Source organism: Streptomyces mesophilus (assembly GCF_040300965.1).
Lineage (GTDB): Bacteria > Actinomycetota > Actinomycetes > Streptomycetales > Streptomycetaceae > Streptomyces > Streptomyces mesophilus_A.
On sequence record NZ_JBEPEW010000006.1, the window covers coordinates 1 to 13,835 of the forward strand.

The following is a 13,835-nucleotide window of genomic DNA, read 5'->3' on the forward strand; positions in this document are numbered from 1 at the left end:
GAGACCGTCAGGGTCGGCGCCTCGCGGGACGGCCCTGACGGTCTCGGCACCCGCGGCCGCCGCCGCGGCGCTCAGCCGCCCGACGGCTTCGGCATAGGGCAGCGGCGCCCGCGGACCGCTGTGCGCCGACCCGCCCGGCGGCTGGAGCAAGTCGGTCCACGCGTACGCATCACTCATGTCGGATCCCGCCCTTCGGAGACCTGCACCTTTGAGACCGGCACCTTCTGAGACCGGCACCTATGAGACCAGTCGCGACCGGCGTCGGCGTGAGACCCGGGTCGCCCTGCTCGACGCCGCGGACGAGGTGTTCCGCGAGCTCGGCTACACGCGTGCTTCCATCGATGCGATCGCCGCCCGGGCCGGCTTCACCAAAGGTGCCGTCTACGCCCACTTCCCCAGCAAGGACGACCTGTTCCTGACGGTCGCGCAGCAGCGCACGGCCGAGGTCATGGAGCGGTTGCGCGGCGCGGCGCAGTCCGATCCCGCACAGCGGCCGGCCCGGATCGGGCAGTGGCTGGCCGACGCCATGACCGCGCACCGCGACTGGTTGCTGGCGAGCATGGAGTTCGCCGTCGCCGGTGCGCGGCAGCCGGAGCTGGCCGCGCGACGCGTGGAGGGCCTGCGTGCTTCCGCCGTCGAGCTGGGCTCTCTTGTGGGGCCGGAGCTGCCCGCGGCCGAGCGCGCCGTGCTCGGCGAGTCCCTGCTCGCCCTCATCGACGGCCTGATCATCCATGCCGCCATCGACCCCGAACTCGACCTCCGCGACACGCTCGCGGTCGCGGTGGGCCGCCTGGCGGGAGAGCGCACACGGGCGGAAGGCGCCTGAAGATCTCTTCAGCCGCACTTTGCGATCCTTGGCGTATGCGCCTGCTGATCGTCGAGGACGAAAAACGTCTCGCAGTCTCCCTCGCCAAGGGTCTGACCGCCGAGGGCTACGCCGTGGACGTCGTGCACGACGGGCTCGAAGGGCTGCACATGGCCGGCGCGAACCCGTACGACCTGCTGATCCTCGACATCATGCTGCCCGGCATGAACGGGTACCGGGTGTGCTCCACGCTGCGCGCCGCCGGCAACGACGTACCGATCCTGATGCTCACCGCCAAGGACGGCGAGTACGACGAGGCCGAGGGGCTCGACACCGGGGCCGACGACTACCTCACCAAGCCGTTCTCGTACGTCGTGCTCGTGGCGCGGATCAAGGCGCTGCTCCGCAGGCGCGGCAGCAGCGGGAGTGCCTCGCCCGTGATCGAGCTCGGGGAGTTCAGGGTCGACACCGCCGCGCGGCGTGTGCACCGGGGGGACGAGGAGATCACCCTCACCGCGAAGGAGTTCGCGGTCCTGGAACAGCTCTCCATCCGCGCGGGCGAGGTCGTCTCCAAGAGCGAGATCCTCGAGCACGTGTGGGACTTCGCCTACGAAGGCGATCCGAACATCGTCGAGGTCTACGTCAGCACCCTGCGCCGCAAGCTCGGCGCCCAGCTGATCAAGACCGTGCGCGGCGCCGGCTACCGGCTCGAGAGCGACGAGCGATGAGGCGTTTCTTCTCCTCCGTACGGGCCAGGGCCGCCCTCGGCGCCACCACCGTCGTCGCCATCGCCCTGATCGGCGCCGGCACCGCGGTGTTCCTGTCGCTGCGCGCCAACCTCACCGAACAGGCCTCCGCCTCCGCCGAGTCCGCCGCCCGCCGCGTCGCCTCTCAGCTCGCCGCCGGAACCCCGTACGCGAACCTCGAACTGCCCGACAGCGAGGACCACCCGGTCCAGGTCATCGACCGCGAGGACCGGCTGCGGGCCGCGAGCGAGGATCTGGAGGCGGTCAGCGGGACCGGGGTCGCCGCCGTCAAGCCGCGGCCGTCCCTCGCGCCCGACCAGGACGAGGAGGACGACGACCGGGACCAGGACGACCCCGAGGTCGGCGAGATCTCCGACCGCGTCTGGTACGGCAAGGGCAAGGCCACCGTCGACGGCGAGAGCGGGGAGTACCAGTTCGCCGCCGTCGAGGTGACCACACGGGACGACACCACGGTCGAGGTGTACTCGGGCGCCCCGCTCAGCGCCACGGAGGGTGCCGCGAGCACCGCCCTGACCTCGATGCTGATCGGTCTGCCCGCCCTGGTGATCATCGTCGGCGGCGTCACCTGGCTCGCCACCCAGCGCGCGCTGCGCCCGGTGGAGGGCATCCGTCAGGAGATGGCCGCGATCACCGCGTCCGAGGATCTGAGCCGCAGGGTGCCCGAGCCCGGGACGCATGACGAGATCGCGCGCCTGGCGAAGACCACCAACGAGACCCTCGCCGCCCTGGAGGCGAGCGTCGAGCGGCAGCGCCGCTTCGTCGCCGACGCCTCGCACGAGCTGCGCAGCCCGATCGCCTCCCTGCGCACCCAGCTCGAAGTGGCCGCCGCCCACCCGGAGTTGCTGGACCTGGACGGCGCGGTGGAGGACACCGTACGGCTGCAGGCGCTGGCCGCCGATCTGCTGCTGCTCGCGCGCCTGGACGCGGGGGAGCGGCCGGCGGACGCCCGGATCGACCTCGCGGCGCTGGTGCGCGAGGAGGTCTCCCAGCGGGTCGCGGACGCGGTCCCCGTACGGGTGGAGGCGGACGGGAGCGTCGAAGTGAACGGATCGCGCGGCCAGTTGGCCAGGGTGCTCGGCAACCTGGTCGACAACGCGCAGCGCCACGCCCGCTCCCGTATCACCGTCACCCTCACCACCGAAGGCGGGGACGCGGTCCTCGCCGTCGCCGACGACGGCGCGGGCGTCCCCGAGGCCGAGCGGGCGCGGATCTTCGAGCGCTTCGTGCGCCTCGACGACGCACGCACGCGCGACGAAGGCGGCGCCGGACTCGGGCTCGCGATCGCCCGTGATGTGGTGCAGCGCCACGGAGGCCGCATGAGTGTCGGCGTCTCGGCGGACGGCGGGGCGCTGTTCCGGGTCGAACTCCCCCTGGACCAGGGGCAGGGCTAGGGCTTGCCGCGCTGCGTGCGCAGATGCTCGGCGATCGGCTTGAGCGTCGCACGCAGCGAGGCGAGGGTCTCGGGCGTCATCAGGTCGATGTAGTGCTTGCGCACCGAGGCGACATGGTGCGGGGCGACCTTCTTCATGGTCGCCATGCCCTCGTCCGTGAGCACCGCGTACAGACCGCGGCGGTCGGACTCGCAGTTCTCACGGCGTACGAGCCCGGCGTTCTCCATCCGCGTGATCTGGTGCGAGAGCCTGCTCTTGGACTGCAGGGTCGCGGTGGCCAGATCGCTCATCCGCATCCGCAGGTCCTCGGACTCGGAGAGATTGACCAGGATCTCGTAGTCGTTCATCGTCAGGCCGAACGGCTGCAGATCCTTTTCCATCTGGTACGTGAGGAGCCGGTTCACGGCGAGATAGGTGCGCCAGGCGCACTGCTCGTCCTCGGTGAGCCAGCGGGGGGTGGCGTTGTCGGTCTCCATGAATCGATTCTACCTAGAAAGTTGAAATTCGAACCATCGGTGGGGCGACGTCACACACCGCAGACTACCGTTCACGTTCAGAGCCCGAACCGTCGCGTTCAGAGCCCGAACCGCCGCTGCAGACCTCCGAGCTGCCCCGGCAGCCGGGGCACCCCGGGCTGACCGGGCGTCCCGTGCCCGCCCGGCACGCCTGCCTGCTGCGGCACATGCCCGGTCGCCTGCTCGGCCATGAGCGCCTCGCTGGACTGCAGCAGGACGGTCCCGGCCCCGACGAACTCGAACTGGTGCTCCTCGCCGGAGGACCCGCCGATCCCGGTCAGCGCCCGCACCCCGCCCATCACGCCGGTCATATAGCCGTGGTCGTAGTGGTGGCACGGCGAGGGGCAGTCCGCCCAGCCGACGAGCGCCTGCGGATCCACGCGGATCGGCGGCTCCATGAAGACCACGGGACCGTTGGACGCGGCCACGAACTTGCCGGTCCCGATCAGTGTCAGGAAGCCCGGCACGATCGACTGCTTCAGGGCCAGGGTCGGCTGGTACGCGAGCAGGTTCCCGGAGCGGATCGTCAGGTTGCCGTTCTCCAGGTCGTACGAGTTCACGTCGAAGGAGCGGTCCGCGAGCAGCATCTTGCCGCTGCCCTCGGCCACCACCCAGTCGCTCGCGTGCAGCGGTGAGTGGAAGGACGTACGGACCAGGCGGTCCAGGCGCCCGTGCCCGATGCCGTTGAACTCGATCGACCCGTAATAGGCGATCATCTTGCCCTTCTGCAGGAACCACTGGCTCCCCTTGAGCTCCACGCAGAAGGTGTACGCATTGACGTTGTCGTCGACCGGCAAGGTCTGCGGGTCGTGGATCACAGGGCCGGTCACAGCTTCTCCTCCGAGGCCTGGACGTACACCGCACCGTTGCCGGACAGCTCTAGCTGGAACGCCTCACCCGAACCGCGGCCCACCATGTCGCGCCAGCCGAGCGCGGTGGACAGCTTGTTGCGTACGTCGCCGTGGTGGGCGACATAGGCCTGCGGGTCGACGTGGACCGGGCGCTGCGGGGTGATCGGGATCTCGATGACCCCGCCGTGCGCCATCACGGCCACCGCACCGTGGCCCTTGAGCGTGGTGGTGAACAGGCCCTGCCCGGTCACCTGGCCGCGCACCATGCCCATGACCCCGCCCTGCGAGCCCATGAACATCGTGCCCTGCTGCAACGTCCCGTCGAAGGCGAGCAGCCGGTCGGCCTCCACGTACAGGGTGTCTCCGGTCAGGCCGATCACCTGGATGTGATGACCGCCGTGGCCGAACATGACCGTTCCGCTGCCCTCGACCGTCATCAGCGGGGTGGCCTCGCCGGCCACGCGCCGGCCGATCATCGAGGCGATACCGCCCTGGCCGCCCTGGATGTTGGGCGTGAAGGTCACATCCCCCTTGTACGCGAGCATCGCGCCGCGCTGGGAGAACAGCTTCTGTCCGGGCCCGATCTGAGCCTCGATCATCTTGGAGTTGATCTCGCGGAACGGCATCAGACATCGCCCCCGATGGTGTTCCGCTCGCTCGGCTGCACGTACACGAGCCCGTCGCCCTCGAAGCGGACCTGGAAGGCCTCGCCGCCGCCCTCGCCCATGAAGGTGCGGAAGGTCACGCCGGACTGGAAGGACTGGGTCACATTGCCCTGGTGCGCGATGTACGCACCCGGGTCGACGGTCAGCGGGTACTGCGGCGAGACCCGCAGGACCACGGCCGGTCCGTCGGACATCAGGGCCGCCTGGCCCGTGCCCTCGATGGTCGTGGTGAAAAGACCGTTGCCCGAGGTCGCGCCGCGCATGCCCGTGAAGCTCGTGCCCGTGCGCAGACCCGCGTCCGTGGCCAGCAGGTTGCTGGCCTCGACGTAGAGCTTGTCGTTGTGGAGGTTGACGAGGTTGATCTCGGAGGCGCGGTCGGCGAAGAAGCACGTGCCGTGCCCCTTCACCTCCATCAGCACCATCTGCTCGCCGGTCAGCCGGCGCGTCACCATGCCGCGTATGCCCTCGCCACCCCCGGAGAGTTTCTTGAACGCCATCTGGCCGTCGTAGGCGACCATCGCGCCGTTCTTCGCCTTCACGGCGTCGCCGGACAGGTCGACGGCGAGCACCTTGCTGCCTTGGAGTCGGAACGTTGCCACGGGGTGACGTTAGCCGTCAGGGCATACCCGCCGACAGGGGCAGAAGTCGGATCCGTACCCTGAGAGGACCCTGACCCCTGTCTCGAAGGTGCCCTCCAGTGGACATCAAGACCGCCTCAGCGCTCAGCCGTCTCCGACTCGTCTCCGCGCCGGAGGCCGTGTCCTTCCTGCTGCTGCTCGTCTGCTCGGTGCTCAAGCGCACCACGGAGTTCAACGCCGTCCCGGTGATGGGCGCGATCCACGGCCTGCTCTTCGTCCTGTACGTGCTGTTCTGGCTGGACGCCTGGAACCGCACCAAGTGGGACCTGAAGACCGCCGCCCTGTACTTCGTGCTCTCCGTGCTGCCCTTCGGCGGCTTCTACGCCGAGCGCAAGCTCAAGCGCGAGGCCGAGTCCGCGGTGATGGCCTCCCGCGCCCGCCGCGAAGGGGTCGTCGGCGCATGATCGTCGCGTTCTCGGTCACGCCGCTCGGTGTCGGCGAGGAAGTCGGGGAGTACGTCGCCGACGCCGTCCGTGTCGTCCGCGACTCCGGCCTCCCGTACCGCACCGACGCGATGTTCACGTCCGTCGAGGGGGAGACCTGGGACGAGGTGATGGATGTGATCAAGCGCGCGGTCGCCGCCGTCGAGGCGCGTGCGCCGCGGGTCTCCGTCGTGATGAAGGCGGACATCCGCCCGGGGGTGACGGACGGTCTGACCTCGAAGGCCGAGACGGTGCAGCGGTATCTGGACCAGTAGCGCGCTCCGCGTGCGAGGAATTCGGGAGAACCCCGGCCCTGATGGGCCGGGGTTTTCTCGTACCCCCTGTTTGAGCACTTGCTCAACAGCTGTGTACCTTGATGTTGAGCACTCGCTCAAGACGCACTTCACCAGGGGGTTCGAGATGGCGGCGACCAAGGGGCTGTACATCGAGGCCCGGATACGTGCCGACATGGACGAGCTCTGGGAGCGCACCCAGGACCCGGCCGAACACCGGCGCTGGGACCTCCGCTTCACCTCGATCGACTACCTGCCGAAGGCGGCGGGCGAGCCGCAGCGGTTCCGGTACGCGACGCGCGTCCTGCCGTTCCTGACCGTGGCCGGCACCGGGGTCAGCGCCGGTGAGAAGCACCGCCCCGACGGCACCCGGACCTCCGCGCTCCGGTTCTCCTCGCCGCACCCGCTCTCGCTCCTGAAGGACGGCAGCGGCTACTGGCGCTACGTGCCCGACGGCGACGGCGTCCGCTTCCTCACCGGCTACGACTACACGCCGCGCTGGGGACGCTTCGGCGAGGTCGCCGACCGTCTCGTCTTCCGTCCGCTGATGGGCTGGGCCACCGCCTGGTCCTTCGACCGGCTGCGGCTGTGGCTGGAGGAGGACATCACTCCGCGCCGGTCGCTGGTGCGCTGGCTCACCGAAGCTCTCCTGCGGGTGTTCCTGATCGCGGGGCTGCTCGGCGCCTTCGGCGGGTTGCCGTACGCCGTAATCCTGTGGGCGCTGCCGTGGCTCGGCTACGGGGTCGCCCTCGTCCCGCTGATCGCCGTCCCGCTGCTGCTCTTCATGCCGCCGCTGCCGCACACCCCGGCCGCCCGCCGCTGCCGCCGTGTCCCCTCCGTGCGGACGGCCCCCGCGCTGCTCGCCGCCCTTCCCACCCCCAAGGACCTGTGATGACCTCGATCTTCCGCACCGTCATGGGCGCCGACTTCGAGCGCCTCCACCCGCAGCTGCAGCGCCGCTTCTCCGTCGGCCTGACGAGCGGCGAGGCCTGCACCGGACGCGGTGTCATGGACCGCATCTGGCACGGCGGCCGGCACGTCAAGCCCTTCCTCGCGCTCGGCACGACCCGCAACATCCTGGTCCCGCGCGAGGGGCGCGCCATCCCGTTCACCATCGAGAACGTGCCGTACGCCGACACCTACGGCCGCGAGACCGTCAGCTTCGTGCGCACCTTCCAGCTGCCCGGCGGGCCGCGCCGCTTCGACGCCCAGATGGTCCTCGGACCGCACGGCGACCGCATCCTCGACTACCTCGGCACGCATCAGCACCTCGCCTCCGATCTGCATCCGTCCACGGACGGCAAGGGCGGTCTCGTCATCCGCTCCGGCATCCACCGCTTCCGTGAGGGCCCGGTCGACGTCCGTGTGCCGTCCCTGATCGGCGGCGACGCCGAGGTCAGGGAGTCGTACGACGAGGAGAGCGGCCGCTTCCGGATCCGGGTGCGCGTCGTGAACCGGCACTTCGGACCCCTCTTCGGGTACGAGGGTTCCTTCACGGCCACGTACAGGGAGGTCCGCGACGGCGGCGTACGGCCGGGGCTGCGCCCCGTACGCGAAGAGGCCCGCGCGTGACGCCCCGCAAGCCGGCCGAGGCCGAGCGCGCCGGGACCGCCGAGCGCGCCGGGACCGCCGGGACCGCCGGCACCGCCGGCAAGGCTGCCCAGGCGGCCGCGGCCAAGGCCGCCAAGAGCGCCGAGACCAAGCAGAAGCTGATCGAGGGCGCCCTGGCGACCCTCGTCGAGCAGGGCATCGCGAAGACCTCCGCGCGGACCGTCGCGGCCGCCGCCGGGGTCAACCAGGCGCTGGTCTTCTACCACTTCGGCTCGGTCGACGAGCTGCTCGCGGCCGCCTGCCGGCACGGCTCCCGGGAGCGGGTCGCGCTCTACCGCGAGCGCCTCGACGCGATCTCCACCCTCTCCGAACTGATCGCCTTCGGGCGCGAGATGCATGAGCAGGAGCGGGCCGGCGGGCATGTGGCGGTGCTCGCCCAGCTGCTCGCCGGGGCCCAGACCCATCGGCCGCTCGCGCCCGCCACCTCCGCCGGGCTCGATCTGTGGATCGCCGAGATCGAGAAGGTCCTCGTCAGGGTCCTGAGCGCGAGCCCGCTCGGTGAGTTCGCCGATCCGGTGGGGCTCGCGCGGGCCGTGAGCGCCTCGTTCGTCGGCATCGAGCTGTACGAAGGCGTCGACCCGGAAGGCGCGGAGCGCGCCCTGGCCGCCCTGGAGCAGCTGTCCGTGCTCGCCGCCGCCGTCGAGGACCTCGGCCCCCTCGCCCAGCGCGCGGTGCGCCACCGGCTGCGGCGGTCCACCCGCACCGCGTGATCGCAACTCGCAAGCCCGCCAAGGACTCCGTACAGGATCAAAAAGCGCACGCTCGGCCCCGTCCGGTCTCCCTCCGGTCGACACGCCCGGATTTCTCCTCTTTTGTGGGGTTATTGGCTCGTTCGATCAGAGCGATCGGAACGATCTCGAGGAGGGCGCTGTGCGGCCGGAGGGCTACGACTACGACACCCACAGCCGGATAGCCGGGCCGCTCACCGAGCCGGACGGAGCCGCCTACCGGGTGCAGTACACGAAGCTCCTCTCGCGTGAGCCGCATCGAATACGCGCCGTCCTGCTCATGACCCTGGCGCCGGTGCTCACCGGCATCCTGCTCGTCTATCTCGTCTGGCCCACGCACTGGACCCAGCGCGAGGGCGGCGACCGCTGGCTGGTCTATCTGGACGTCACGATGCTCGTGGCGATCGGACTGATCGAGCTGTTCATGCTGATCAACGTCGTCTCCATCGCGCACGCGACGATGGTCGCCCGCGATCCGGTACCCGTACGGGCCGAGCCCGGTACCCGCGTCGCCTTTCTGACGACGTACGTGCCCGGCAAGGAACCCATATCCATGGTGCGCGGCACTCTCGAGGGCGCCATGCAGATGCGCCACGACGGGCACCTGGACGTCTGGCTGCTCGACGAGGGCGACGATCCCGAGGCGAAGGCGCTCTGCGCCGAGCTGGGCGTCAAGCACTTCACGCGCAAGGGCGTCCCGGAGTGGAACCGCGACAAGGGCGTCCACAAGGCGAAGACCAAGCACGGGAACTACAACGCGTGGCTGGCGATGCACGGCAAGGACTACGAGTTCTTCGCCTCGGTCGACACCGACCACGTGCCGATGCCCAACTTCCTGGAGCGGATGCTCGGTTACTTCCGTGACCCGGACATCGCCTTCGTCGTCGGCCCGCAGGTCTACGGCAACTACCAGCCGGCCGTCACCAAGGCCGCCGAATCCCAGCAGTTCCTCTTCCACGCGCTGATCCAGCGGGCGGGCAACCGCTACCGCGCCCCGATGTTCGTGGGCACCAACAACGCCGTACGGATCGCCGCGGTCAAGCAGGTCGGCGGGCTCTACGACTCGATCACCGAGGACATGGCCACCGGCTTCGAGCTGCACCGTACGAAGAACCCGCTCACCGGCCACTACTGGCGCTCCGTCTACACGCCGGACGTGCTCGCGGTCGGTGAGGGCCCGGAGTCCTGGACGGACTTCTTCACCCAGCAGATGCGCTGGTCGCGCGGTACGTACGAGACGCTGTTCAAGCAGTACTGGAAGGCCCCTTTCCGGATGCCTCCGGGGCGGCTCTTCAACTACTCGCTGATGCTCGTCTACTACCCCATGACAGCCGTCAACTGGGTGCTCGGCATTCTCAGTTGTGTGCTGTTCCTGTGGTTCGGCGCCTCCGGTACGCAGGTCGCGGCCTCCATCTGGCTGATGCTCTACAGCGACGCGGCCGCCCTCCAGGTCGGCCTGTACCTGTGGAACCGCCGCCACAACGTCTCCCCGCACGAACCCGAGGGCTCCGGAGGCCTCGCCGGTATGGCGATGTCCGCGCTCTCCGCGCCGATCTACGCCAAGTCGCTCGGCGAGGCGGTCCTGCGCCGCCCGAGCCGCTTCGTCGTCACGCCCAAGGGCGGCGATGCCTCCCCGGACCGGGTGCTCACCTTCCGTATCCATCTCTTCTGGGCGGCGATCCTCGCCACGTCCCTGGTCGCGTCCTTCGTGCTCGGCCACACCCATGTGGCCATGCGCACCTGGGCCTTCCTCGCCCTGGCCATCTCGCTGGCCCCGGTCGTGGTCTGGGCCTTCGGCGAGGTGCGCCGGCGGCGTGCCCTGCGCGCGGGGAAGCACGAGATCGAGGTCGAGCCCGCGCTCGCCACGAGCACCGTGACCGGCTCCGGGCAGCTCTCCCAGGCCAGTGTCTCCACCGGCAACCCCGTTTCCAGCAGCACGACAGGAGGCAACTGACCCATGCCGTTCTCACCGACCAAACGCCAGAAGAAGACGGTGATGGGCGCCGGGGCCGTCGTGCTGCTCGCCGGTCTGAACGCTCCGGCGGCCGTGGGTTTCGCCGAGGAGCAGTACCACGACTACAAGATCTCCCAGCCCGGTTACAAGAAGCAGTACGGCTCCTGGAGCACGGTCGACGTGCCCAAGGAGTACCGGACGAACGCCATTCACGCGGCGCTGCTGCACACCGGCAAAGTGCTGATCGTCGCGGGCTCCGGGAACAGCCAGAAGAACTTCGACGCGGGCACCTTCGACACGATTCTGTGGAACCCCGCGGACGACTCCTTCAAGAAGATCCCCACCCCCGAGGACTTCTTCTGCTCCGGCCACACCCAACTCGCCGACGGACGGCTCCTGGTGGCGGGCGGCACCGCGCGCTACGAGGTGCTCGACGGCGCGGTCACCCGGGCCGGCGGCCTGATGCGGGTGAAGAACGAGAGCCCCGACAAGGAAGTGACCCTCAAGAAGGGCACCCGCTTCCGCTCTCCCTCCGGCGCCGAGTACGTCAGCCGCTTCGACGTGAAGATCCCCAAGGCGAAGCGCAAGTTCGACATCGCGTACACCAAGAGCGGGGCGATGAAGCCCTGGAAGACCAAGGTGCAGGCCGCCGAGGAGCGGGTCTTCGTGGAGGCCGTCCAGGAAGGGCCCGGATCGGTCGCCAAGAAGCAGGCGCAGTACGAGATCGTCGGGCTCGAGGGCAAGGACGCGGACAACGTCTACGGCCTCACCGAGAAGATCGACATGGAGAAGCAGGACTTCCAGGGCATCCGGGCCGCGTACGAATTCGATCCCGTGGCCGAGAAGTACATCCCGGTGGACCCGATGGCGAAGGCCCGCTGGTACCCGACCCTGGTGACGCTCCAGGACGGCAAGGTGCTCGCGGTCTCCGGACTCGACGAGGTCGGCGTGGTCGACCCCGGTGACAACGAGATCTACGATCCGTCGACCAAGAAGTGGAAGAAGGGCCCCTTCCGCTACTTCCCCACGTATCCCGCGCTCTTCCTCACCAAGGGCGGCAAGCTCTTCTACCCGGCCTCCAACGCCGGTTACGGACCCGCGGAGAAGGGCCGCGAGCCCGGCCTGTGGGACCTGGAGAAGAACACCTTCGAGAAGGTCCCGGGCCTCGAGGACATGGACCAGACCGAGACCTCCGCCTCGCTGCTCCTTCCGCCGGCGCAGGACCAGAAGGTGATGATCCTCGGCGGCGGCGGGGTCGGCGAGTCCGAGAAGGCGACCGCGCGCACCGCCGTGATCGACCTCAAGGAGGACGACCCCGCTTTCAAGACCGGACCCCAACTCCCGCAGGGCACACGCTATTTGAACAGCGTGATCATGCCGGACGACACCGTCTTCACCAGCGGAGGCTCGTACGACTACCGGGGCCGGGGCGCGTCCAACATCCTCAAGGCCCAGTTCTACGACCCGTCCGAGGACCGCTTCCGTACGGCCGCCGAACCCACCGTCGGCCGCAACTACCACTCCGAGGCGCTCCTGCTGCCCGACGGGCGCGTGGCCACCTTCGGCTCCGACTCGCTCTTCGGCGACAAGGACAACACCAAGCTCGGCAAGTTCGAGCAGCGGATGGAGGTCTACACGCCGCCGTACCTCTACCGCGACAAGGAGAGCCGCCCGCAGCTCACCGACGGGCCGCGGGAGCCCGACGCGAAGGGGAAGGCGACCTTCAGGTCACCGGCGCCCGACAAGATCGTCAAGGCGCGGCTGATGCGGCCGAGCGCGGTCACGCACACCACGGACGTCGAACAGCGCTCCATCGCCCTGGACATGACCAAGACCAAGGACTCCGTCACGGTCACCGTGCCGAAGGACCGGACCCTGGTCCCGCCCGGCTGGTACATGGTCTTCGGTGTGGACGGCGAGGGCACCCCGTCCGAGGCGCAGTGGATCCACGTGGAGAAGTAGCCACCGGATCACCCCCCATACGAAACGGCCCGTCCCCTCTGGCGAGAGGGGGACGGGCCGTTTCCCGTGGGCTGCTCCGGGTTCCGCTTCCTGTGCCGCTACCTGGAGTTGCGGGCGAGACCGAGCGCGTAGTCCGGCCACCACTTGCCGGCCGGCGGTCCGCCCCGGCACTCGCCGTCCGACTCACCGGGCCGCTTGATCCACAGGAAGGCGTCCACCAGCTTGTCGCCGGTCTTCGTCGTGGGCGCGGCACCGAGCGCACGGCCCGGCGGGTTGCACCAGGCCTCGCCGCCGCGGCCGGGCAGCGGACCGTTGCCGTTGCGGCTGGTGTCGATCACGAAGTGCTTGTCGCCGACGAGGGCGGAGAGCTTGCGCCCGTACGCGATGTTCTCGGCGGTCGGCTGGAAATTGGACACATTGAGCGCGAACCCGTCGGCCTGCGCGATGCCCGAACGCCACAGCGGCTGAGCGAGATCGCCGGGGTTCCTGATCCACTCAGGGTTGCCGGCGTCCAGGTAGACCTTGGTGTTCGGCTGCTTCTTCAGGCGGGCGACGGCCTCGGAGATCAGCCGGAAGCGCTGCTCGTGGTACTCGGCCGGGGTGCAGCCGTCCGCCACATGCGGCAGCGCGTCCGGCTCCAGGATGACGATGGCCTTCTTGTCCTCGATGTTGTCGGCGAAGGCGCCGATCCACTGCCGGTAGAACGCCTCGCTGTGCGCACCGCCGGCCGAGTGCTGCCCGCAGTCGCGGTGCGGGATGTTGTACGCGACCAGGACCATCGTGCTGTTGGTCTTGGCGGCCCCGTCGCGCGCCGCCTTGATCTGCCATCCCGGCTCGTCGCCGGCGGGCCATACGGCGAGCGGCTGGTCGGCGATCCGCCGCAGCACCTCGGCGTCCGAGGCACGGCCGCTCTGCTGCCACTGCTCGACCTGCTGGGCGGCCGGGCTGTTCGGGTCGATCCAGAACGGTGTGCCGGCCGGTTTCTGCGGCGATTGGACGAGGGCGGCCTCACGGGCGTCGGAGGCCTGGCCGGCGTCCTTGGTGCCGCCGGAACATGCGGTGGTCAGGGCGAGCGAAGCGCTGATCGCGGCGGCGATGGCCAGCCTGCCGCGGATGGTGCGGGCGTTGCGGGCGGTCATCCGGACCCCTTGAGGACGGTCGCATGGGACCGGGCAATCGTTACATAACGGGCACGTATCGGCAGGTCACGACACCGGGGGCGCCCCTCCGTAT

Annotated in this window: 15 protein-coding genes; 10 read left to right on the top strand and 5 right to left on the bottom strand. The window is 69.6% G+C overall.

The genetic code is table 11. The annotated features are described in order from the left end of the window. The first annotated feature begins 208 nt into the window (after window positions 1-208). Genes ABT367_RS03805 through ABT367_RS03815 form a run of 3 tightly spaced genes read left to right on the top strand, consistent with a single transcriptional unit; the run spans window position 209 to window position 2,963 of the window. Window positions 209-826 carry a TetR/AcrR family transcriptional regulator gene (locus ABT367_RS03805; RefSeq protein ID WP_352249242.1) on the top strand — a complete coding sequence of 206 codons (618 nt, stop codon included), beginning with the start codon at window positions 209-211 and terminating at the stop codon, window positions 824-826. A gap of 35 nt (window positions 827-861) precedes the next feature. Then, the gene (locus tag ABT367_RS03810; RefSeq protein ID WP_352249244.1) at window positions 862-1,533 is read left to right on the top strand and encodes a response regulator transcription factor; all 672 of its coding nucleotides are present in this window, start codon (window positions 862-864) and stop codon (window positions 1,531-1,533) included. Then, window positions 1,530-2,963, top strand: coding sequence for a sensor histidine kinase (locus tag ABT367_RS03815; protein WP_352249246.1), 1,434 nt, complete (start codon window positions 1,530-1,532; stop codon window positions 2,961-2,963). Before ABT367_RS03810 ends, ABT367_RS03815 begins: the two co-directional genes overlap by 4 nt. On the opposite strand, the gene ABT367_RS03820 is transcribed toward ABT367_RS03815, so the two are convergent. The 4 genes from ABT367_RS03820 to ABT367_RS03835 form a co-directional block, all read right to left on the bottom strand. Next, entirely contained in the window at window positions 2,960-3,439 is a 480-nt protein-coding gene (locus tag ABT367_RS03820) for a MarR family winged helix-turn-helix transcriptional regulator (protein ID WP_352249248.1), read from the bottom strand. The two genes, ABT367_RS03815 and ABT367_RS03820, sit on opposite strands and share 4 nt — an antisense overlap. A 98-nt stretch (window positions 3,440-3,537) precedes the next feature. Continuing rightward, window positions 3,538-4,308 carry an AIM24 family protein gene (locus tag ABT367_RS03825; protein ID WP_352249249.1) on the bottom strand — a complete coding sequence of 257 codons (771 nt, stop codon included), beginning with the start codon at window positions 4,306-4,308 and terminating at the stop codon, window positions 3,538-3,540. Next, complete coding sequence (locus ABT367_RS03830; RefSeq protein WP_352249250.1) at window positions 4,305-4,955, bottom strand: AIM24 family protein; 651 nt, start codon at window positions 4,953-4,955, stop codon at window positions 4,305-4,307. Before ABT367_RS03830 ends, ABT367_RS03825 begins: the two co-directional genes overlap by 4 nt. Further along, on the bottom strand, window positions 4,955-5,593 hold the full coding sequence (locus ABT367_RS03835) for an AIM24 family protein (protein ID WP_352249252.1): 639 nt from the start codon (window positions 5,591-5,593) through the stop codon (window positions 4,955-4,957). Before ABT367_RS03835 ends, ABT367_RS03830 begins: the two co-directional genes overlap by 1 nt. 98 nt (window positions 5,594-5,691) lie before the next feature. On the opposite strand from ABT367_RS03835, the gene ABT367_RS03840 reads away from it, so the two are divergent. From ABT367_RS03840 to ABT367_RS03870, 7 genes are all read left to right on the top strand, one after another. Next, the gene (locus ABT367_RS03840) at window positions 5,692-6,036 is read left to right on the top strand and encodes a DUF3817 domain-containing protein (protein ID WP_352249254.1); all 345 of its coding nucleotides are present in this window, start codon (window positions 5,692-5,694) and stop codon (window positions 6,034-6,036) included. Next, the gene (locus ABT367_RS03845; RefSeq protein ID WP_352249255.1) at window positions 6,033-6,329 is read left to right on the top strand and encodes an MTH1187 family thiamine-binding protein; all 297 of its coding nucleotides are present in this window, start codon (window positions 6,033-6,035) and stop codon (window positions 6,327-6,329) included. The genes ABT367_RS03840 and ABT367_RS03845 overlap by 4 nt, the downstream gene beginning before the upstream one ends. A gap of 145 nt (window positions 6,330-6,474) precedes the next feature. After that, complete coding sequence (locus ABT367_RS03850; RefSeq protein ID WP_352249257.1) at window positions 6,475-7,239, top strand: hypothetical protein; 765 nt, start codon at window positions 6,475-6,477, stop codon at window positions 7,237-7,239. After that, complete coding sequence (locus tag ABT367_RS03855) at window positions 7,239-7,919, top strand: DUF4166 domain-containing protein (RefSeq protein WP_352249259.1); 681 nt, start codon at window positions 7,239-7,241, stop codon at window positions 7,917-7,919. The genes ABT367_RS03850 and ABT367_RS03855 overlap by 1 nt, the downstream gene beginning before the upstream one ends. Before the next feature lie 137 nt (window positions 7,920-8,056). Further along, a complete protein-coding gene (locus tag ABT367_RS03860; protein WP_352249432.1) occupies window positions 8,057-8,668 on the top strand; it encodes a TetR/AcrR family transcriptional regulator in 612 nt (203 codons plus the stop codon). Window positions 8,669-8,828: 160 nt separating this feature from the next. Beyond that, window positions 8,829-10,640, top strand: a complete 1,812-nt coding sequence (locus tag ABT367_RS03865) for a glycosyltransferase family 2 protein (RefSeq protein WP_352249261.1) — start codon at window positions 8,829-8,831, stop codon at window positions 10,638-10,640. Between the two features lie 3 nt (window positions 10,641-10,643). Beyond that, window positions 10,644-12,602: a kelch motif-containing protein gene (locus tag ABT367_RS03870; RefSeq protein WP_352249263.1), complete on the top strand. Its 1,959-nt coding sequence runs from the start codon at window positions 10,644-10,646 to the stop codon at window positions 12,600-12,602. 98 nt (window positions 12,603-12,700) lie between these two features. Here the strand turns inward: ABT367_RS03870 and ABT367_RS03875 are convergent, their stop codons facing one another. Continuing rightward, entirely contained in the window at window positions 12,701-13,741 is a 1,041-nt protein-coding gene (locus ABT367_RS03875) for a glycoside hydrolase family 6 protein (RefSeq protein ID WP_352249264.1), read from the bottom strand. Window positions 13,742-13,835: the final 94 nt, after the last annotated feature.

What these genes read in the sequence shown, in the direction of transcription:
- ABT367_RS03810 (WP_352249244.1), top strand. Translation starts at nt 862, where the DNA reads ATGCGCCTGCTGATCGTCGAGGACGAAAAACGTCTCGCAGTCTCCCTC.
- ABT367_RS03815 (WP_352249246.1), top strand. Translation starts at nt 1,530, where the DNA reads ATGAGGCGTTTCTTCTCCTCCGTACGGGCCAGGGCCGCCCTCGGCGCC.
- ABT367_RS03820 (WP_352249248.1), bottom strand. Translation starts at nt 3,439, where the DNA reads ATGGAGACCGACAACGCCACCCCCCGCTGGCTCACCGAGGACGAGCAG.
- ABT367_RS03830 (WP_352249250.1), bottom strand. Translation starts at nt 4,955, where the DNA reads ATGCCGTTCCGCGAGATCAACTCCAAGATGATCGAGGCTCAGATCGGG.
- ABT367_RS03845 (WP_352249255.1), top strand. Translation starts at nt 6,033, where the DNA reads ATGATCGTCGCGTTCTCGGTCACGCCGCTCGGTGTCGGCGAGGAAGTC.
- ABT367_RS03850 (WP_352249257.1), top strand. Translation starts at nt 6,475, where the DNA reads ATGGCGGCGACCAAGGGGCTGTACATCGAGGCCCGGATACGTGCCGAC.
- ABT367_RS03855 (WP_352249259.1), top strand. Translation starts at nt 7,239, where the DNA reads ATGACCTCGATCTTCCGCACCGTCATGGGCGCCGACTTCGAGCGCCTC.
- ABT367_RS03870 (WP_352249263.1), top strand. Translation starts at nt 10,644, where the DNA reads ATGCCGTTCTCACCGACCAAACGCCAGAAGAAGACGGTGATGGGCGCC.
- ABT367_RS03875 (WP_352249264.1), bottom strand. Translation starts at nt 13,741, where the DNA reads ATGACCGCCCGCAACGCCCGCACCATCCGCGGCAGGCTGGCCATCGCC.